Raw genomic sequence first — 19,679 nt, forward strand, 5'->3', positions numbered from 1 at the left:
GATCAGTATCGTGCAAGGCAACCGGTCGGCGCGAGGGCAGGGGGACGGATGCCGCAGACGCTCGTGCTCACCGGGGCCACCAGCGGGATCGGGCTCGAGACGGCCCGACGGCTGGCCGCGCGGGCCGACGTGCTCATCCTGCAGGGTCCGGAGCCGCCCGCCACGGCCGAGCCGGTCCGCATATCGGTCGAGGGCGCGGGACGCGCGTCGGTCGTGTACGTGCCGGCCGACTTCACGCGCCTGGCCGAGGTCGTCGCCGCGGCATCGGCGGTGCGCGCAGCGGCGGGCGGACCCGTCCACGCTCTGATCAACGATGCGGGAGTGCCCGGCGCGGCCCGGCGCGTGGTGACCGCCGACGGCCACGAGCGCACGCTCCAGGTGAACTTCCTGGCGCTTGTGCTGCTGACCGAACTGCTCGCGCCGTCGATGGGGCCTGGCGCGCGGATCGTGAACCTCGCCTCGGCGACGCACGAGTCGGCGACCCTCGACCTCGACGACATCGAACTCGAGCACGGCTACTCACCGGTCGGCGCGTACGCCCGCTCGAAGCTCGCGATCGTCCAGTACACGCTGTGGCGCGCGCGGCACCGCCGCGACGGCCCCACCGCGGTGAGCCTGCAGCCAGGGGTGGTGAACACCGCCCTGCTGGGCGCGATGTTCGGCCGAATCGGCACCGGCGTGGACGTCGGCGCGCGCAGCGTCCTCGCCGCGCTCGACGCCCCCGCCCGCGGCGGCGAGTACTTCGACCAGGGGCGGCTCGCGCAGCCCAGCGCCGAGGCGCGCAACGCGGTGCGGGGCGACGAACTCATGGCGTGGACGCTGGGCGCGCTGGAGGACTTCCTCGCGGCGCGCTGAGCGGATGCCGCGTCCGGCGCGTGTGGTAGGTTCGGCACATGCTCGCGAACCCGACGTGGTGGCCCGCCTCCTAGGCGGTGCGTCGAGCGACGACAGACCGCCTCCGGGCGGTCTTCTTCTTCGTGAGGGGTCGCCCTCCGACGAAAGACGACAAATGTCCGGGATCGCACCCTCCGCCCTGCGCGAACTGCCCGAGCGCGGCATCCCCTTCGCCCTCATCGCGCGCGATGCGCAGACGGTCGAACTGCTCGTCGGCGACGTCGTCGACGTCGACCTGCTGGCCGACATCCCGCTGAAAGATGCCGCGGGCTCGCCCCGCGAGGTGCTCGCGCTCGTGCCGTACCGGCAGGTGCGCGAGCGCGGGTTCGAGTGCCATGACGACGGCGCGCCGCTGCGCTGCCTCGTCGTCACCGAGCATTCGGCGCTCCCCCGCGCCGAGGTGCTCGCGCAGCTTCCGTCCGCCCCGATCCCGTTGGCCGAGGCGGGCTTCGACATCGCCGACGAGGAATACGCCGACATCGTGCGCCGCGTCATCGCCGACGAGATCGGACGCGGCGAGGGCGCGAACTTCGTGATCCGGCGCGATTTCACCGCGCGGGTCGCCTCCGACCCGGTGGTCGCGGCCCTGACCTGGTTCCGGGCCCTGCTCGAGCACGAGCGCGGCGCGTACTGGACGTTCGCCATCGTCACCGAAGGGCACATCGCGGTCGGTGCGAGCCCTGAGGCGCACGTCAGCGCGACGGGCGGGGTGGTCACGATGAACCCCATCTCGGGCACGTTCCGCCATCCCGCGGGCGGCGCCACCGTCGAGACGCTGAGCGCGTTCCTGGAGTCGACCAAAGAAACCGAAGAGCTGTTCATGGTCGTCGACGAAGAGCTCAAGATGATGAGCGCGGTGTGCTCCGACGGCGGACGCATCACCGGCCCGCACCTCAAGGAGATGTCGCGGCTCACGCACACCGAGTATGTGCTGCGCGGCTCGAGCCGCCTCGACCCGCGCGACATCCTGCGCGAGACGATGTTCGCCCCGACCGTCACCGGCTCGCCGATGCAGAACGCATGCACCGTCATCAGCCGCAACGAGCGCACCCCGCGCGGGTACTACTCGGGGGTGGCCGCCCTGTTCACCCCGCGCGCCGAGGCGGCGGACGGCGAGCCCACGCACGATCTCGACGCGCCGATCCTCATCCGCACCGCCTATCTCGAAGACGGACGCCTGCGGGTGCCCGTCGGAGCGACCCTCGTGCGCCACTCCGACCCGTACGGCGAGGTGAGCGAGACCCACGGCAAGGCCGCGGGCGTGCTCGGCGCGATCGGCGCGGTGCCGCGCGACGCGGCCGCCGTCGCGCCCTCGGCCGACGCGATCGACGAGGATGCGCCCGCGCCCGCCCCGCGCCGGCTCGCCGACGATCCGGGCGTCGCCGCGCTGCTGAACTCCCGCAACGCACGGCTCGCCTCGTTCTGGCTGAACCCGCAGGATGCCGCCCCCGGCGGCCCGTTCGCCGGCCGGCGCGCGCTCGTCGTCGACGCCGAGGACCGCTTCACGACCATGCTCGCCCACCAGCTTCGCCACCTCGGCCTCGAGGTGCGCATCGCGGCGTGGAACGAGGTCTCCGACGCCGACCTCGACGACGCAGAGCTGCTCGTGTCCGGCCCCGGCCCCGGCGACCCGCGCGACCCGGCCTCGCCCCGCATGCGACGCATGCGCGAGGTCGTGCGCCGCCGCCGCGCGGCCGGTGCGCCGCTTCTGGCGGTGTGCCTCAGCCACCAGATCCTCGCCGACTCGCTCGGCATCGACCTGGCGCCGCTGGAACGCCCGCACCAGGGGCTGCAGCACACCGTCGACGTGTTCGGGGAGCCTGCATCCATCGGCTTCTACAACACCTTCACCGCGCGCGTCGCGCCGGGCACGACCCGCGCCGGCGAGGCGGAGGTGTCGGCCGATGCCGCGTCGGGCGACGTGTACGCACTCCGCGGCCCCGCGTTCGCGTCGGTGCAGGGCCACCTCGAGTCGATCCTGTCGCGCGACGGCATGGCGACGCTGGAGCGGCTCGTCGCGCACGCGCTGTCGCCGGTCACCGCCTGAGCGAGGGCTGCAGGTCGTCGCTTCATCTCGAAGCGGATCCCGCCGTCTCATCCGTCGATGGCCGGCCGCGGCACCTGACAGCGAACAGGCAAGGCCCGGATCGGCAGCCGGCGCGCGGATTCCCCGACGGGCGCGTCAGCCCAGGAGCGAGATCGGGTTGACGAGGTCCGAGATGATGAGCACGGCGCCCATCGCGATGAGGGCGACCACCACCACGAACGTCACGGGCACGAGCTTGGTCGCGTCGACGGGCTTGGGCGACGGGCGGTCGGTCAGCTTCGCCCACACGCGCTTGGTGCCGTCCCACAGCGCGACCGCGACGTGGCCGCCGTCCAGCGGCAGCAGCGGGATGAGGTTGAAGACGAACAGCGCCACGTTGAGCGAGGCGAGCAGGCCCAAAAGCCCCGAGATGCGGTTGAGCACGGGCTGGTCGGATGCTGCGACCTCACCGGCGAGCACCCCGGCGCCGACCACGCTGAGGGGTCCGTTCGGGTCGCGCTCCTGACCGGTGACGGTCGCCACCGCGGTGTCCCACACCATGGCGGGCAGTTTCCACACGATCCCGGCGACCGCGCCGACCTGGGCGAAGGTCGCCTCCGCGCCCGACCAGATCGGCTGAGGAACGTAGGCGAGCTGCGCGCGCATCCCGGCGTAGCCGACCTCGGTCATGACGGGGTCGCCCTCGGCGTCGGTGACGACCTGGCCCGCGGCATCCGTCTCGGGAACGCTGACCGCCGTCGGGGTGAGCCGCAGCGTGACCTCATCGCCGTCGCGCTCGACCACGACGGGGATCGTCTGGCCCGCCGACTCGCGCACGATGGCGGACGACTCGGCGAACGTGTCGACCGGCTGCCCGGCGACCGACACCAGCACGTCGCCCGGCTGCAGGCCCGCCTGGGCCGCGGGGGCGGCGGGGTCGGACGCCTCGCACGCGGTGCGCTGCTCGCCCGACGGGATCACGCACTCGCTGACGCTGTCGATCGTGGTGGTCGCGGCCTGCACGCCGATGCCGCTCAGCAGGATCGTGAACAGCACGATCGCGAGCACCAGGTTCATGAACGGCCCGCCGAGCATCACGACGACGCGCTTCCACACCGGCAGGCGATAGAACACCCGCGGGTCGTCGTCGGTCTCGAGGGTCAGGTCGTTGGCGGCGCGCGCGTCCTGCACCATCGTCGCGAAGAACCCGCCGCCGGCGCGGCCCGCACGACCCGCCGAGCCGTCGGCCTTCGCGGGTGAAGGCGGATACATGCCGGCCATCGAGATGTAGCCGCCCAGCGGGATCGCCTTGACGCCGTACTCGGTCTCGCCCCGGCGACGCGACCACAGCGTCGGTCCGAAGCCGATCATGTACTGGCCGACGCGCACGCCGAACTTCTTCGCGGGCAGCATGTGCCCGAGCTCGTGCAGCGCGATCGAGACCGCCAGGCCCACGACGAGCAGCACGATCCCGATGATGAAGGCGACGACGGTCACCAGGACAACTTAGCGCCGCGTCCTTTGAACCACCTCCGAGACCGCACAGGTCCAGACACTGCCCGGCGACCGGTTACCTTGGTGACCGGAGGAGCCATGAACGCACGCCAGCAGCGCGCCCTGCGCGGAGTCGCCGCGTCGTTCGTGGCGACCGTCGTGGCAGCCACGGCTCACACCCTGGGCGGCGGCGGTGCCGGCTCCCCCGTGCTCCTCGCGGCCGTCGCGCTGCTCGCGGCACCGCCTGCGGTGGCTCTGGTCGGCAGGCGCCTGTCGACCCCGCGCCTCGCGCTCGTGGTGGTGGCAAGCCAAGCGCTCTTCCACGTGGCGTTCGCGCTGACCTGCGCGGCCGACCCCTCGCGCGCAACGGGCGGGCACCAGCACGTGCCGGCCCTCGCGCCCGTCTCAGGCTCCGGGCCCGCGGCGCTCCTGCCCGATTCCCCGATGCTCGCCGCCCATGCCCTCGCCGCGGCCCTGACCCTGGCGGTGCTGGCAAAGGGCGAAAGGATGCTCCGCACCATCGCCCGCGGCATCCGCAGCCTCGTCACGACCCGCGTCGCGGCCCTCCCCGCCGCACCCGCCGCGCTGCCGCGTCTCGCATCCGCACCCGCGGGACCGGCCCCGCGGCCGGTGCTCGCCCCCGGAAGCCCGCTCCGGGGACCCCCGCTCTTCTCGCACGCCTACTGACCGCGCCGGAGCCGGATGCTCCCGCGCGGTGCGCGGCGACGACTCCGTCGACCGCGCCGCCGTTCGCGGCATCCGCTGTGCGATCGAGAGAGAAGCATGACCACCCACACCCCCGCGCGCCGTCGCGCCCGCACCATCGCCCTGTCCGCCGTCGGCGCCGCCGTCGGAATCGCCCTGGCCGTCGCCGCGCCGCTCGCGGCCTCTGCGCACGTCACCGTCACCACCGATTCCGCCACGGCGGGCGGCTACGGGGTGCTGACCTTCGCGTTCTCGCACGGATGCGACGGCTCTCCGACGACCGCCCTGAAGATCGACATCCCCGAGGGCATCACCTCGGTCGCCCCGACGATCATGCCCGGGTGGCAGGTCGACATCGTGCGCGACGGCGACCAGCACGACGGCCTCGTGAGGCAGGTGACCTACACCGCCGAAGCGCCCGTCGACAGCGGCTACCGCGTCGCCTTCGACCTGAGCGTCGGCTACGGCGAAGAAACCGCCGGACAGACGCTCGCGTTCCCGGTGACGCAGGTGTGCGTCGCGGGGCAGACCGACTGGGCCGAGATCGCCGAGGAGGGTGTCGACCCGCACTCGCTCGACGCCCCCGCGCCGGTCGTGACGGTCCTGGCGCCGGGCGCCGAGGGCGAGTCCGGTCACGACGGTCACGCCACCGGCACGGGCCAGGCCGATGCCGCCGCCGACCCGCTCCCCGTCGCGCTCGGCGCCACCGGCCTCGGCCTGGGCCTGGCGGCGCTGGTCGTCGCGATCGTGGCGCTGCGGCGCACCCGCTCCCGCGCGTAGCGCGATCCCCTTCGCGGACCCTCCGCGCGATCCCCTTCGCGGACCCTCCGCGGGAGGTCCTCCCGCGGAGGGTCTGCGAAGATGGAGGTGACATGCCGATCGAACCTTCCGCCGCGCCCGCCGGCAACCTTCCCCCTGTCCTGCGGCCGGAGCATCCGCCCGCTCGCCCGCTCCAGGATCTCGCTGCGCGCTTCGCCCGCGAGGTGCGCGGCGACCTGGCGGGGGTGACGCTCACCGGCATCACGCTGGCGACGGCCGACCTTCGCCCCGGCGAGGCGTTCGTCGCGATCCAGGGCGCCAATCGCCACGGCGCCGAGTTCGCGCGGGCCGCGGCCGACAAGGGCGCGGTCGCGATCGTGACGGATGCCGCGGGCGCAGAGCTGGCCGCCGGGGCGGGCGTTCCCGTGCTCGTGGTGGATCACCCGCGGGCGCTGCTGGGCGACCTGTCCGCGTGGGTGTACGGCACCGGGCCGGACGACGACCTCCCGCTGCTTTTCGGCACGACCGGAACGAACGGCAAGACGAGCGTGTCGCACCTGCTCGAGGGCATCCTCGGGCAGCTCGGCGTCGTGACGGGCCTGTCCTCGACCGCCGAGCGGCACATCGCCGGGCAGGTCATCGTGTCGCGGCTGACCACGCCCGAGGCATCCGAGTTCCACGCCCTGCTCGCCCTCATGCGCGAGCGCGGCGTCGAGGCGGTCGCCGTCGAGGTGAGCGCCCAGGCGCTCAGCCGCCACCGCGTCGACGGCATGGTGTTCGACGTCGCCGGCTTCACCAACCTCAGCCACGACCACCTCGACGACTACGCCGACATGCGCGAGTACTTCGAGGCGAAGCTGCCGCTGCTGCGCCCCGACCGCTCGCGGCGCGCGGTGATCTCGCTGGACTCGACGCCCGGCGCCGAGGTCGTGGAGCGCTGCGAGGTGCCGTTCGTGACAGTCGGCACGCCCGAGATCGCAGCCGACCCTGCGGTCGCGGCGGGAGCGGACTGGGTGGTCGAGATCCTCGACGAGCGCCAGACGGGCACCGAGTTCCGCCTCACCGCGCGCGATGGACGCACACTCACCTCGATCGTGCCGACGATCGGCCGTCATATGGCCTCGAACGCGGGCCTTGCGATCGCGATGATCCTCGAGGCCGGCTACGCGTGGGACGACCTCGTCGCGGCCCTGGAGCGCGACGGGCGCATCGAGGCGTACCTCCCCGGTCGCACCGAGCGCGTCTCAGGCGAGCGGGGACCGGCGGTCTACGTCGACTTCGGCCACTCCCCCGACGCGTTCGAGAAGACGCTCGCGGCCGTGCGCCGGGTGACACCGGGCAAGGTCCTGATGCTCTTCGGCGCCGACGGCGACCGCGACGCCACCAAGCGGCATGACATGGGCCGCACGGCCGTCGAAGGAAGCGACATCCTGGTCATCACCGATCACCACCCGCGCTTCGAGAATCCGGACTCGATCCGGGCGACCCTCATCGAGGGCGCGCGGCGCGCCAGGCCGGATGCCGAGATCCACGAGTACTCGCCGCCCGAGCGCGCGATCGCCGAGGCCGTGCGGCTCGTCGGCGACGGGGACGCGATCCTGTGGGCCGGCCCCGGGCATCAGGACTACCGCGACATCCGGGGCGTGCGCACGCCGTACTCCGCGCGCGAGCTCGCGCGGCGCGCGCTGAAGGCTGAGGGGTGGCCCGTGCCCGAGCCGCACTGGGCTGTGCCGTACCCTCCCGAGAGCTGACCGCCAGTCGCCGAAACTGTGGTCTGACCACAAACGCCTCCCCCAAGACCGGGAGTTCTTTGGCGACGGCGTGCACGTTCCCCGCACCCGCCGAGCCCGCGGCGTTACCATGAGGGAGCGGCACGCCGGGGGGATGCCTGCAAGGTGTTCTCCGACGTGACCGACTCCATCCACGGAGGAACAAGCACCCATGAGCACCGCCATCCCCACCTCATTCCCCACGCGCGACGACGCCGACCGTCCCCCGGCCGCGTGGGAGGGCTTCACCCCTGGTGTCTGGCAGGACGGCATCGACGTCCGCGACTTCATCCAGCGCAACTACACCCCGTACACGGGCGACGCCGGATTCCTCGCCGGACCGACCGAGCGCACCCTGCGCGTCTGGAACACGCTCACCGACATGTTCCCCGCCGAGCGCGAGAAGGGCGTCTACGACGTCGACGCCCACACCCCCGCCGCCATCACCTCGCACGCCCCCGGCTTCATCTCCGAGGACGACCACGTCATCGTGGGACTGCAGACGGATGCCCCGCTCAAGCGCGCCATCATGCCCTACGGCGGCTGGCGCATGGTCGAGGGCTCGCTCGCCGCCTACGGGTACGAGGTCGACCCCGAGCTGCGGAAGATCTTCACCGACTATCGCAAGACGCACAACGCCGGCGTCTTCGACGTGTACCCGCCCGCCGTCCGCGCCGCGCGCAGCTCGCACATCATCACCGGTCTTCCCGACGCGTACGGCCGCGGCCGCATCATCGGCGACTACCGCCGGGTCGCGCTGTACGGCGTGGACGCGCTGATCGCGGCGAAGAAGGTCGACAAGCTCGACCTCGACACGCGACCCTTCACCGACGAGATCGCGCGCGAGCGCGAAGAGCACGCCGAGCAGCTGCGGGCCCTGGCCGAGCTGAAGAAGATGGCGGCGTCCTACGGCTGCGACATCGCACGCCCCGCCACGACGGCGCGCGAGGCTGTGCAGTGGCTGTACTTCGCCTACCTCGCCGCCGTGAAGGAGCAGAACGGCGCGGCGATGTCGCTCGGACGCACCTCAACCTTCTTGGACGTGTACCTCGAGCGAGACCTCGCCGCCGGCATCCTGACCGAATCGACCGCGCAGGAGATCATCGACGACTTCGTGATCAAGCTGCGGATCGTCAGGTTCCTGCGCACCCCCGAGTACGACGCGCTCTTCTCGGGCGACCCGACGTGGGTCACCGAGTCGATCGGCGGCATGGGCGAAGACGGCCGGCCGCTCGTGACGAGGACCTCATTCCGCTACCTGCAGACCCTCTACAACCTGGGTCCTGCGCCCGAGCCGAACATGACGGTGTTCTGGAGTCCCGATCTGCCGAAGGGCTTCAAGGACTTCTGCGCGCGCGTGTCGATCGACACCTCCGCGGTGCAGTACGAGTCCGACGAGCTCATCCGCACGTCGTGGGGCGACGACGCGGCGATCGCGTGCTGCGTGTCGCCCATGCGCGTGGGCAAGCAGATGCAGTTCTTCGGCGCGCGCGTGAACCTCGCCAAGACGCTGCTGTACGCCATCAACGGCGGCCGCGACGAGATCTCGGGCAAGCAGGTCGCACCCGCGAGCACGCCGGTGGAAGGCGACGTGCTCGACTTCGACGACGTGATGACCCGCTTCGACGCCATGCTGGACTGGCTCGCCGCGACCTACATCGAGGCGCTGAACTGCATCCACTGGTCGCACGACAAGTACGCCTACGAACGTCTCGAGATGGCGCTGCACGACAAGCAGATCCTCCGCACGATGGCCTGCGGCATCGCGGGGCTGTCGGTCGCGGCCGACTCGCTGTCGGCGATCCGGTTCGCGAAGGTCGGCGTGATCCGCGACGAGCGCGGACTGGTCGTCGACTACGTGACCGAGGGCGAGTTCCCCGCGTACGGCAACGACGACGACCGGGTCGATGCGATCGCCGTCGACCTCGTCGAGCGCTTCATGGCGAAGCTGCGCACCCACCCCACCTATCGCAACGCCGTCCCCACGCAGTCGGTGCTCACGATCACGTCCAACGTCGTGTACGGCAAGGCGACCGGCAACACGCCCGACGGGCGCCGTGCGGGCCAGCCGTTCGCGCCGGGCGCCAACCCGATGAACGGACGCGACACGCACGGGATGCTGGCATCCGGCCTGTCTGTCGCGAAGCTGCCGTACAGCCAGTCGCAAGACGGCATCTCGCTCACCAACACGGTCGTGCCCACGGGGCTCGGCCACGACGAGGACGAGCGGATCGCGAACCTGTCGGGCCTGCTGGACGCCTATATCGGCGCGCACGGCTACCACATGAACGTCAACGTGCTGCGGCGCGAGACGCTTGAGGACGCCATGGAGCACCCGGAGAAGTACCCGCAGCTCACGATCCGCGTGTCCGGCTACGCGGTGAACTTCGTGCGCCTCACGCGTGAGCAGCAGCTCGACGTGCTGTCGCGGACGTTCCACGGCGCGGTCTGAAATGGCTGCGACGCTTCTCGGGATTCCGGCGATCCCGTCGTCCGACACGCACCTGGAGGCACCCGAGTCCCGCGGTCCGTCCCGGCGCGAGGGAGCCGGCACGGACGGCCTCGCCGTCGCCGACCTCGACCGCACGAGCCGCCTCAGGGCGATGCACACCGGAGAGCTCGGCTCGGTGCACTCGTGGGAGCTGGTGACGGCCGTCGACGGCCCCGGCACGCGCATGACGGTGTTCCTGAGCGGATGCCCCCTCCAGTGCCTCTACTGCCACAATCCCGACACGATGCAGATGCGAAACGGCGAGCCGGTTCTCGCCGAAGAGGTGCTGCACCGCGTGCGGCGCTACCAGGGCGTCTTCCGCGCGACCCGCGGGGGCATCACGCTGTCGGGCGGCGAGGTGCTCATGCAGCCGGCCTTCGCGGCGCGCATCCTGCGCGGAGCCAAGGAGATGGGCGTCCACACGTGCCTCGACACGTCGGGCTACCTCGGCGCGAACGCCACCGAGCAGCTGCTCGACGACACCGACCTGATCCTGCTCGACGTGAAGTCGGGCGACCCCGACACCTACCGCGCGGTCACCGGTCGCGAGTTGGAGCCGACCCTCGCGTTCGGCCGGCGCATCGCCGAGCGCGGGCTCACCGGGCACGCGCCCGAAATGTGGATCCGGTTCGTGCTGGTGCCCGGCTACACCGACGACCCCGCGAACGTCGACCTCGTCGCCGACTACGTGCGCTCGCTGAACGACCTCCGCCCGAACGCCGTGACCCGCGTCGAGGTGCTGCCCTTCCACCAGATGGGGCGTGACAAGTGGTCCGCGACCGGCCGGGAATACCTTCTCGGTGACGTCCAGCCCCCCACGCCCGCGCTCGTCGAGCGCGTGCGGGAGCAGTTCCGCGCGCGCGGCCTCACGACGTACTGACCCCGGTTCGGGGTGGGGACCAGGAGCGTCAGGCGCCGGATGCCGCGATCGCGCGATCGGCGGCATCCCTCGCCCAGCGCTCGGCCTCGGCGAGCGACTCGCGCGTGAGCGCCGCGGGCGCCTCGTGGGCCTCCACCACGCGCTCGACGGTGTCGACAATCCCGAGAAAGCCGATGCGCCCGTCGTGGAACGCGTCGACCGCCTGCTCGTTGGCCGCGTTGAACACGGCGGGGTAGGTGCCGCCCGCGCGGCCGACGCGCTTGGCCAGTCGCACCGCCGGGAACGCGCCGGCGTCGAGGGGCTCGAACGTCCACGATGTCGCGACCGTCCAGTCCAGCGGCCGGCCGACACCCCCCACGCGGTTCGGCCAGTCCAGTCCCAGCGAGATCGGCAGGCGCATGTCGGGCGGCGACGCCTGGGCGATCGTCGAGCCGTCGATGAACTCCACCATCGAGTGCACGATCGACTGCGGATGCACCACCACGTCGATGTCCTCGTACGGCACATCGAACAGCAGATGCGCCTCGATGACCTCGAGTCCCTTGTTGACGAGGGTGGCGGAGTTCGTCGTGACGACGCGCCCCATGTCCCAGGTCGGGTGCGCCAGCGCCTGCGCGGGCGTGACACGCTCGAGCTGGTCCCGCGAACGCCCGCGGAAGGGCCCGCCCGACGCGGTGAGCACGAGCCGGCGCACCTCGGCGCGCTCCCCCGCGCGCAGCGCCTGTGCGATCGCGGAGTGCTCCGAGTCGACGGGCACGATCTGGCCGGGCGCCGCGACCGCCTTCACCAGGTCGCCGCCGACGATCAGCGACTCCTTGTTCGCGAGCGCGAGCGTGCGTCCGCACTCGAGCGCGGCGAGCGTGGGGCCCAGGCCGACCGATCCGGTGATGCCGTTGAGGACGACATCGGCCTCGACATCGCGTACGAGCTGCTCGGCTGAGGCCGCCCCGAACGCGACATCGTCGACGTCGAACTCGTCGGCCTGCGCCTGCGCGAGCTCGCGGTTCGAGCCCGCGGCGAGGCCCACGACCTCGAACCGGCGCGGGTTGGCTCGGATGACGTCGAGCGCCTGCGTCCCGATCGAGCCAGTGGAACCGAGGAGGATGACGCGGCGCATCCGCCCAGCGTACCCAGTCGCTATCCGGCGGCCGGCTGCGCGGCGAGGATGTCGACGACGAACACGAGCGTCTGACCCGTGAGGTCGGCGTCATTGATCTCGCCCTCGCCGTATGCGACCGCCGGCGGAAGCACGGCGATCACCTGCGAACCGACCGTCTCGCCGGCCACCGCGTCGCTGAAGCCCTGCACGACGCCGCTGCCGACGGTGAAGGACCAGGGCTGCTTGCCCCAGCTCTGGTCGAAGACCTCGCCGCTGTTCCACGAGACGCCGTGGTACTGCACCAGCACCGAGTCGCCGGACTGCACGACGGGCCCGTCGCCCTTCTTCAGCGTGGCCTTCTTGAACTCGGTGGGCATGTCACCGTCGGGGAGCGTCACGGTCGGCGCGCCGTCCTCGGCGAGCTCTACGGTGGGCATGCCGTCGACCGGATCCTCAGCCTGGCCCGTCGCGTTGTCGGGCACGACCGCCAGGAAGTCGAAGATGTACACCTCGGCCGTGTTGGACTGGGTGGCCGGGAACGCCGCGACCACGCGCGTGCCCGGGGTGGCGCATCCGAGGATCTGGCCGATGGGGTTGTCGGGCGAGATCTGGCTCGGAAGGACCGGTGCGTCGGCGTAGCCGACCGACCCGAGCTGCTCGCCGGTCTCGGCGTTGAAGGCCGTCAGCGCGTACGACACGAGCTGGCCGGACTCGACCGGGTCGCCCGACCCCTTCGCGATGACGGTCGACTGAAGCTCGTCGACCTCGAGCGGGATGTCGAAGGTCGCCGTCGAGGCGGTGCCCGGCTCGCCCTCGACGGTGACGGCGTCGGATGCCGCGCCCGGCGCGACACCGGCGGCGCACAGATCGGCCACGTCGGGACTCGGCGACGACCCCGCGTCGGGCGCGGCGCCTGTGGCGCAGCCAGCGAGGAGTACGGCCGACAGTGCGGCAGCGGACAGGGCGGCAAGCGGGCGAACGCGCACGGGAAGACCTCGAAGGCTGGGGAACGGAACGAGGACCATCCTGCCGTACTTTTGCTTTGTCCACCCTGGGAGCTGCCCGCCGTGGCCCCATGCCGGCGTGGGCATGGAACGCGCAGTACCCTCGATGGGTGATGTTCGAGCAGACCCCACGCGTGCCTGCCACCCCCGCTGCCGCCGCCGAGGCCCCCGACGAGCCCGTGAAGCGCATGGGATTCACCTACGCCTTCGGGCGTCGGGTGATCGCCCCACTCGGCCGCATCATCTACCGGCCGCGCGTCGAGGGCGCCGCGAACGTGCCCAAGACCGGTCCCATCATCTTCGCGAGCAACCATCTGTCGTTCATCGACTCCGTCGCCATCCCGGTCGCCGCGCCTCGGCCGGTGCACTTCCTGGCGAAGGCGAGCTATTTCGAAGGCACCGGCTTCTCAGGCTGGCTGTCGCGCGAGTTCTTCACGGCGATCGGCGCCGTCCCGGTGCAGCGCGGCGCGGGGCAGGCCGCGCTCGACGCGCTGGACCAGCAGCGCCGGCTCCTCGTCGCGGGCAACGCCGTGGCGCTGTACCCCGAGGGAACCCGCTCGCTCGACGGCCGCCTCTACAAAGGCCGCACGGGGGTGGCGTTCCTCGCGCTCGAGACTGGCGCGCTGGTCGTGCCGGTCGGGCTCAGCGGCACCGACCGCGTGATGCCCGTCGGAGCGAAGTTCCCCTCGCTCAGGGAGCGCGTCACCGTGCGCTTCGGCGCGCCGCTCGACCTGGCGCACCACGGCCCCGCCTCGTCGGGTCGCGCCCGGCGCCTCGCGACCGACGAGATCATGACCGCGATCCATGCGCTGTCCGGCCAGGAACTCGCGAACGCGTACAACGAGGTGCCCGCGTCGAACCCCATCGAGCGTATGAAGCAGGTGCTCCCGCACGAGCGTCGCTGACGCCGATCACCCCGCGGGCTGCGCCGCCGCAGCGACCTCGATCGTCGCCTCGTGCCGCACCGGGAAGCTCACCGAGTTCGCGATGAAGCACCAACCGTGGGCGACATCGTGCGCGCGCTGCGCGGCCTCGATCATCGACGCATCGGCGACGACCACCCGCGGGCGCAGCACCACCTCGCGGAACGAGCCGCCCCCACGCCCGTCTTCGACCATCACGCCGGACGCGTCATCGTCGTACGAGACGACCACCACCCCCGCGGTGACGCACGCGTGCAGGTACGACAGCAGGTGGCACTGGCTGAGGGCCGCCAGCAGCAGGTCCTCGGGGTTCCACCGGGCCGGATCGCCGCGGAACGGCTTGTCGCTCGAGGCGAGCAGGTCGGGCTTGCCGTCCACCTCGATCACGGCGCTGCGGTCGTAATCCCGGTAGCCCGACGTCCCGGTGCCGCGGTCGCCGGTCCAGGTGGTGCGCAACGCATAGTGGTGCTCGCCGATCATGGAGACAGTCTGCCAGCGGCATCCGACATCACGACCTGCGTCGCAAGCGCCCACCCGACCCGGCGATAGGCTGGCTGGGTGCCGCAGACCTTCTCCGCCGCCGATGCCGTCGAGCTCGCGGTCATCGAGCGCAGCGGATTCGTCGAGTCGCGGCACGTCGGGTCGGCGATCGTCATCGACGCCGACGGGCAGATCGCCACGCAGTTGGGCGACACCTCGACGCCGATCCTGCCGCGCTCGAGCCTGAAGCCCCTGCAGGCGCTGGCGTGCCTCACCGCGGGTGCGCCGCTCGAGGGGGTGCAGCTGGGGCTCGCGACTGCGAGCCACTCGGGCACCGACCGGCACGCGTCGGCGGTGCGTGACATCCTCGATGCCGCGGGCCTGGACGAGCACGCACTGGCCTGCCCCGCGGCGTGGCCGCTCGACAGCGGCACACGCGACGACCTCATCCGCGCGGGCGAGAAGCCGTCGCCCGTCCGCATGAACTGCTCGGGCAAGCACGCCGCGATGCTGCTGGCGTGCGTCGTGAACGGCTGGGATCCCGCGTCGTACCTCGAGTTCGAGCATCCGCTGCAGGTGCACATCCGCGAGGTGACCGAGCGGCTGATCGGGCAGAAGATCACCTCGACCGCCGTGGACGGCTGCGGCGCGCCCGTGCACGCGATGAGCCTCATGGGCCTGGCTCGCGCGATCCACCGGATCGGCGGCGCGTCCGAGCGCTCGCCGTTCGCCCTGCACCGGCAAGCCGCGACCCTCGTGCGCGCCGTGCGCGAAAACCCCTGGACGATCGCGGGGCCCGGGCGAGACGATACCGTCATGATCGAGCGGCTCGGCGTCTTCGCCAAGGTCGGCGCCGAAGGCGTGATGGTGATGTCCGCCCCGAACGGCACGACCGTGGCCCTGAAGATCCTCGACGGGAGCACGCGCGCGGCCGCACTGGTGGCTGTGCGCCTCCTGGAGCGCGCCGGCGCGCTCGCGGCATCCGAAGTGGACGATGCCGTCACCGCACTCCCCCTGGCTGTCACCGGCGGGGGCCGTGATGTCGGAGTCATCCGCTCCGCGTTCTGAAGACGCCCCCAGGAGGGGCGGAGAGGATCACCATGAGGATCAGCGTCCCCACCGAGGTCAAGAACGGCGAGTTCCGCGTGGCATTGACGCCGTCGGGCGTGCACGATCTGGTCGCCGCCGGCCATGAGGTCGTGGTGCAGCGCGGCGCCGGCGAGGGGTCGTCGATGCCCGACGCCGAGTACGCCGACGCGGGTGCGACGCTGCTCGACGACGCCGCGGACGTGTGGGCGCAGGGCGAGTTCGTGCTCAAGGTGAAGGAGCCCGTCGCCAGCGAGTACCGGCATCTGCGCGACGACCTCGTGCTGTTCACGTATCTGCACCTCGCCGCCGACGCGCCCCTCACCGCACGGCTCGTCGAGGCCGGCACCGCGGCGATCGCATACGAGACGGTCCAGCTGCCGGGCGGGGGCCTGCCGCTTCTCGCGCCGATGAGCGAGGTCGCCGGGCGCCTGGCCCCCGCGGTGGGCGCCACGACGCTGATGCGCTCCTCCGGCGGGCTGGGGCTGCTGATGTCGGGCGTCCCCGGCACGCGCCCGGCGTCGGTTACGATCGTCGGCGGCGGCGTCGCGGGCGCCAACGCGGCGGTCATCGCGGTGGGCATGGGCGCCGACGTGACCGTGTTCGACACCAACGTGCAGCGCCTGCGGTACCTCGACGACCACTTCCAGGGGCGCATCAAGACGGCGGCGTCGAACCCGCTGGATCTCGATCGCGCGATCGTGTCGTCGGATCTGGTCATCGGCTCGGTGCTCATCCCCGGCGCGAAGGCGCCCAAGCTCGTCACCAACGACATGGTGCGACGGATGCGGCCGGGCAGCGTGCTGGTCGACATCGCGGTCGACCAGGGCGGATGCTTCGAAGACACGCGTCCGACGACGCACGCCGACCCGACCTACACCGTGCACGGCTCGGTGTTCTACTGCGTCGCCAACATGCCAGGCGCCGTGCCGAACACCTCGACCTCGGCGCTGACGAACGCGACCCTGCCCTACATTCGCCAGATCGCCCGCCTCGGCTGGAAGGACGCGCTGCGGGTGGACGCCGCGCTCGCGGCGGGACTCAACACGGCCGGCGGCGGCATCGTGAACCCCGGAGTCGCCGCCGCGCACGCGCGCGAACTGGTCCCGCTCGCCGACGCGCTCGGGTGAGCCGCGCGCCGCGCGAAGGGGTCACCGACATGGACGAGCACGTCGACACGATCGTGGTCGGCGCCGGGGTCGCCGGCCTCACCGCCGCGCGCCTGCTCTCGCGCGCCGGGCAGCGCGTCGTGGTGCTCGAAGCCCGCGAGCGCATCGGCGGACGCGTGTGGACCGACCGCGCCGGCGGGGTGGCGACGGACCTGGGGGCATCCTGGATCCACGGCATCACCGACAGCGCGGTGTACGCGGCGGCGCAGGCGTTCGGCATGCGCACCGTCGAGTTCACAGTGGGCGGCTACCAGCCCGACAGCCGGCCGATCGCCTATTACGATCCGGCCGGCGTGCGATTGACGGATGCCGCGGCCCGCCGCTTCACGGACGACATCCACGCCGTCGACACGACGCTGCGGGGTGTCATCGCGGGGTCGGCGCCGTACGACTCGTACCGTGATGTCACCGAGGTCGCCCTCGCCGCCCAGGGTTGGGACGCGCAACGCACCCAGCGCGTGCGGGAGTATCTCGAGCATCGCTCGGAGGAGCAGTACGGGGCTGCGATCGAGGATCTCGCCGCGCACGGACTCGACGACGATGTCGTCGAGGGCGACGAGGTCGTCTTCCCCGACGGCTACGACCGGCTTCCCGCGCGTCTCGCGGAGGGGCTGGACGTGCGCCTCGGGCACGTCGTGACGGGCGTGCGGTGGTCGGCGGACGGCGTGAGGGTCACGGCCGACCGCGGCGCGATGACGGCCAGAGCCGGCGTGGTCACCGTGCCCGTCGGCGTCCTTCGATCACCCGACTTCGTCGTCGACCCGCCGCTGCCGGAGCCGGTGTCGGGGGCGCTCAGCCGGCTGACGATGAACGCCTTCGAGAAGATCTTCCTGCGCTTCCCGGCGAAGTTCTGGGACGACGGGGTCTACGCGATCCGGCAGCAGGGCCCCGAGGGCCGCTGGTGGCACTCGTGGTACGACCTCACACCGCTGCACGGCGTGCCGACGCTGCTCACGTTCGCCGCCGGAGAGGCCGCGACGGGGCTCGGCGACCGGGATCGGGATCGCGTCGTCGCGTCGGTGCTCGCGCAGCTGCGGCGGCTGTACGGCCAGCGCGTGCCGCAGCCCGTCGACGTGCACATCACCGCGTGGCAGGACGACCCCTTCGCGCGCGGATCGTACGCCTACATGGTGCCAGGTGCGACGACCGCCGACCACGACGACCTGGCGACCCCGGTCGGCGGGGTGCTGCATCTCGCGGGCGAGGCGACGTGGACCGACGACCCGGCGACGGTCACCGCCGCACTGCACTCCGGCCACCGCGCCGCCGAGCGTGTGCTGGGGCGCAGCACCCCGATCGACCGGTTGTGGGCCGGCTGAGCGGTCTCAGACGAGGCCGCCGTCGATCGAGCGCATGAAGTCGCCCGTCTCTTCGGGCACGAGCACCGGCGTGTCGCGGTTGAGGCTCTCGCCGCGGAAGAACGGCTTCGATCGCGGGAACGCGAACCACACGAACATCAGCACGACGCCGAGTGCGAGCGCGCCGACGCCGAGCACGAACGTGCCGCCGATGCCCAGCAGCACCGTGTAGCCGTAGTCGACGTCGTACATGTCGATAGCCGACTGGATGAACGCGTAGGTCAGCATGAGGGCGCCGAGCAGGGGCAGCAGGAACTTGTACACGAAGTTGCGGCCCGATGTGAACAGCTCATGCCGGAAGTACCACACGCACGCGTAGCCGGTGATCGCGTAGTAGAACGCGATCGCAAGCCCCAGCGACAGGATCGAGTCCTGCAGGATGTTGTCGCTGATGAGGGTCATACCGATGTAGTAGACGGATGCGACGACACCCATCACCAGCGTCGAGAACGACGGCGTCTTGTACTGGGGGTGCACGTCCTTGAACCGGGCGGGCAGGGCGCGGTAGACGGCCATCGAGAGGGTTCCCCGCGCCGTCGGCAGGATCGTGGTCTGCGTGGACGAGACGGCCGAGATCAGCACGGCCACGACGAGCACCCAGCCGACCGGCCCGAGCAGGCCGTCTTTGATGGCCAGGAAGAAGTCGTCCGCGTTCGCCTCGTTGCCAAGGCCCGTGCCGGTGTCACCGAGGCCCGCATACATCATCGCGGCGACGGTCACCGAGACGTAGGTGACAAGCAGCAGCACGCAGGTGAGGAGTGCCGCGCGACCGGGGATGCGCTTGGGGTCTTTGGTCTCCTCGTTCAGCGCGAGGCACGTATCCCAGCCCCAGTAGATGAACAGCGCCAGCAGCACCGCCTCGGTGAACCCGTGCCAGTCGGTGAAGCCGAGGGGGTTGAACCAGGCCCAGTCGAACGGGGTCGGGTTCGGCGCGGTGCCGGCGAAGAACTGCCACAGCGCCGCGACGACGAAGATCGCCAGAGCCAGGTACTGGATGCCGAGCAGGATGTTCTGGATGCGCTCGCCGATCTCGACGCCGCGCCACGACACCCAGGTCATGAGGGCGATGAACACGACGCCCGTCGCGGTGACCAGCGGCACGTTGTCGGAGAGCAGCGCGTCTTCGGGGTTGCCGACGATGCCGTCCCAAAGCGCCCAGAAGTAGATGCCGCCGATCTGCGCGAGGTTGGCGAGCACGACCATGCCCGCCACCGCGACGCCCCATCCGCCCAGCCACCCGACCCACGGGCCGAACGCCTTCGTGCCCCACGTGAAGGTCGTGCCGCAGTCGGGGACCTCGTTGTTGAGCTCGCGATATGCGAAGGCGATGAACAGCATCGGGATGAACGCGATGACGAACGCGATCGGCGCCTGGGCGCCCACCGCCAGCACGACGAACCCGAGTGTCGCGACGAGTGAGTAGACCGGCGCGGTGGAGGCGAGACCGATGACGGTCGAGCCCCAGAGTCCCAGTGTGCCGGCTGCGAGTCCCTTGCCTTCGGGCAGTTCAAGGTGAATCGGCGACGTAGCCATACGGTGACG

General features: G+C 71.6%; 16 protein-coding genes. 11 read left to right on the forward strand and 5 right to left on the reverse strand.

The features are described 5' to 3' along the window. Nucleotides 1-48 precede the first annotated feature (48 nt). Both AB1K54_RS04945 and AB1K54_RS04950 read left to right on the forward strand, forming a co-directional pair. Nucleotides 49-855, forward strand: coding sequence for an SDR family NAD(P)-dependent oxidoreductase (locus AB1K54_RS04945; protein WP_371201607.1), 807 nt, complete (start codon nucleotides 49-51; stop codon nucleotides 853-855). Nucleotides 856-1,009: 154 nt separating this feature from the next. Then, complete coding sequence (locus AB1K54_RS04950) at nucleotides 1,010-2,941, forward strand: chorismate-binding protein (protein ID WP_371201608.1); 1,932 nt, start codon at nucleotides 1,010-1,012, stop codon at nucleotides 2,939-2,941. 135 nt (nucleotides 2,942-3,076) lie between these two features. Here AB1K54_RS04950 and AB1K54_RS04955 read toward each other — a convergent pair whose 3' ends face one another. Continuing rightward, the gene (locus tag AB1K54_RS04955) at nucleotides 3,077-4,417 is read right to left on the reverse strand and encodes an RIP metalloprotease (RefSeq protein ID WP_371201609.1); all 1,341 of its coding nucleotides are present in this window, start codon (nucleotides 4,415-4,417) and stop codon (nucleotides 3,077-3,079) included. Nucleotides 4,418-4,513: 96 nt separating this feature from the next. On the opposite strand from AB1K54_RS04955, the gene AB1K54_RS04960 reads away from it, so the two are divergent. From AB1K54_RS04960 to pflA, 5 genes are all read left to right on the forward strand, one after another. Further along, nucleotides 4,514-5,101 (forward strand): hypothetical protein, encoded by a 588-nt coding sequence (locus AB1K54_RS04960; RefSeq protein ID WP_371201610.1) that lies wholly within the window; start codon nucleotides 4,514-4,516, stop codon nucleotides 5,099-5,101. A gap of 96 nt (nucleotides 5,102-5,197) precedes the next feature. Continuing rightward, complete coding sequence (locus tag AB1K54_RS04965) at nucleotides 5,198-5,899, forward strand: YcnI family protein (RefSeq protein WP_371201612.1); 702 nt, start codon at nucleotides 5,198-5,200, stop codon at nucleotides 5,897-5,899. A gap of 92 nt (nucleotides 5,900-5,991) precedes the next feature. After that, nucleotides 5,992-7,629: a Mur ligase family protein gene (locus AB1K54_RS04970; RefSeq protein ID WP_371201613.1), complete on the forward strand. Its 1,638-nt coding sequence runs from the start codon at nucleotides 5,992-5,994 to the stop codon at nucleotides 7,627-7,629. A 190-nt stretch (nucleotides 7,630-7,819) separates the two neighbouring features. Further along, entirely contained in the window at nucleotides 7,820-10,099 is a 2,280-nt protein-coding gene (gene pflB, locus AB1K54_RS04975; protein ID WP_371201614.1) for a formate C-acetyltransferase, read from the forward strand. A 1-nt stretch (nucleotide 10,100) separates the two neighbouring features. Then, nucleotides 10,101-11,018, forward strand: a complete 918-nt coding sequence (pflA, locus tag AB1K54_RS04980; protein WP_371201615.1) for a pyruvate formate-lyase-activating protein — start codon at nucleotides 10,101-10,103, stop codon at nucleotides 11,016-11,018. A 28-nt stretch (nucleotides 11,019-11,046) separates the two neighbouring features. Here pflA and dxr read toward each other — a convergent pair whose 3' ends face one another. Beyond that, nucleotides 11,047-12,135, reverse strand: a complete 1,089-nt coding sequence (gene dxr / locus AB1K54_RS04985; RefSeq protein ID WP_371201616.1) for a 1-deoxy-D-xylulose-5-phosphate reductoisomerase — start codon at nucleotides 12,133-12,135, stop codon at nucleotides 11,047-11,049. A 20-nt stretch (nucleotides 12,136-12,155) separates the two neighbouring features. Further along, nucleotides 12,156-13,142: an FKBP-type peptidyl-prolyl cis-trans isomerase gene (locus tag AB1K54_RS04990; RefSeq protein WP_371201617.1), complete on the reverse strand. Its 987-nt coding sequence runs from the start codon at nucleotides 13,140-13,142 to the stop codon at nucleotides 12,156-12,158. A 167-nt stretch (nucleotides 13,143-13,309) separates the two neighbouring features. On the opposite strand from AB1K54_RS04990, the gene AB1K54_RS04995 reads away from it, so the two are divergent. Continuing rightward, on the forward strand, nucleotides 13,310-14,026 hold the full coding sequence (locus AB1K54_RS04995; RefSeq protein ID WP_371201791.1) for a lysophospholipid acyltransferase family protein: 717 nt from the start codon (nucleotides 13,310-13,312) through the stop codon (nucleotides 14,024-14,026). A gap of 6 nt (nucleotides 14,027-14,032) precedes the next feature. On the opposite strand, the gene AB1K54_RS05000 is transcribed toward AB1K54_RS04995, so the two are convergent. Further along, on the reverse strand, nucleotides 14,033-14,524 hold the full coding sequence (locus AB1K54_RS05000; protein WP_371201618.1) for an OsmC family protein: 492 nt from the start codon (nucleotides 14,522-14,524) through the stop codon (nucleotides 14,033-14,035). A gap of 78 nt (nucleotides 14,525-14,602) precedes the next feature. Here AB1K54_RS05000 and AB1K54_RS05005 point away from each other — a divergent pair, with 78 nt between their 5' ends. Genes AB1K54_RS05005 through AB1K54_RS05015 form a run of 3 tightly spaced genes read left to right on the forward strand, consistent with a single transcriptional unit; the run spans nucleotide 14,603 to nucleotide 18,098 of the window. Then, nucleotides 14,603-15,592 carry an asparaginase gene (locus AB1K54_RS05005; RefSeq protein WP_371201619.1) on the forward strand — a complete coding sequence of 330 codons (990 nt, stop codon included), beginning with the start codon at nucleotides 14,603-14,605 and terminating at the stop codon, nucleotides 15,590-15,592. 32 nt (nucleotides 15,593-15,624) lie between these two features. Beyond that, entirely contained in the window at nucleotides 15,625-16,740 is a 1,116-nt protein-coding gene (gene ald / locus AB1K54_RS05010) for an alanine dehydrogenase (protein WP_371201620.1), read from the forward strand. A 29-nt stretch (nucleotides 16,741-16,769) separates the two neighbouring features. Further along, nucleotides 16,770-18,098, forward strand: coding sequence for a flavin monoamine oxidase family protein (locus AB1K54_RS05015; protein WP_371201621.1), 1,329 nt, complete (start codon nucleotides 16,770-16,772; stop codon nucleotides 18,096-18,098). 6 nt (nucleotides 18,099-18,104) lie between these two features. On the opposite strand, the gene AB1K54_RS05020 is transcribed toward AB1K54_RS05015, so the two are convergent. Beyond that, nucleotides 18,105-19,670, reverse strand: a complete 1,566-nt coding sequence (locus AB1K54_RS05020) for an APC family permease (protein WP_371201622.1) — start codon at nucleotides 19,668-19,670, stop codon at nucleotides 18,105-18,107. Between the last annotated feature and the right edge of the window lie 9 nt (nucleotides 19,671-19,679).

It is taken from the genome of Microbacterium sp. BWT-B31, from assembly GCF_041379855.1.
In the GTDB taxonomy this organism is placed as follows: Bacteria; Actinomycetota; Actinomycetes; order Actinomycetales; family Microbacteriaceae; genus Microbacterium.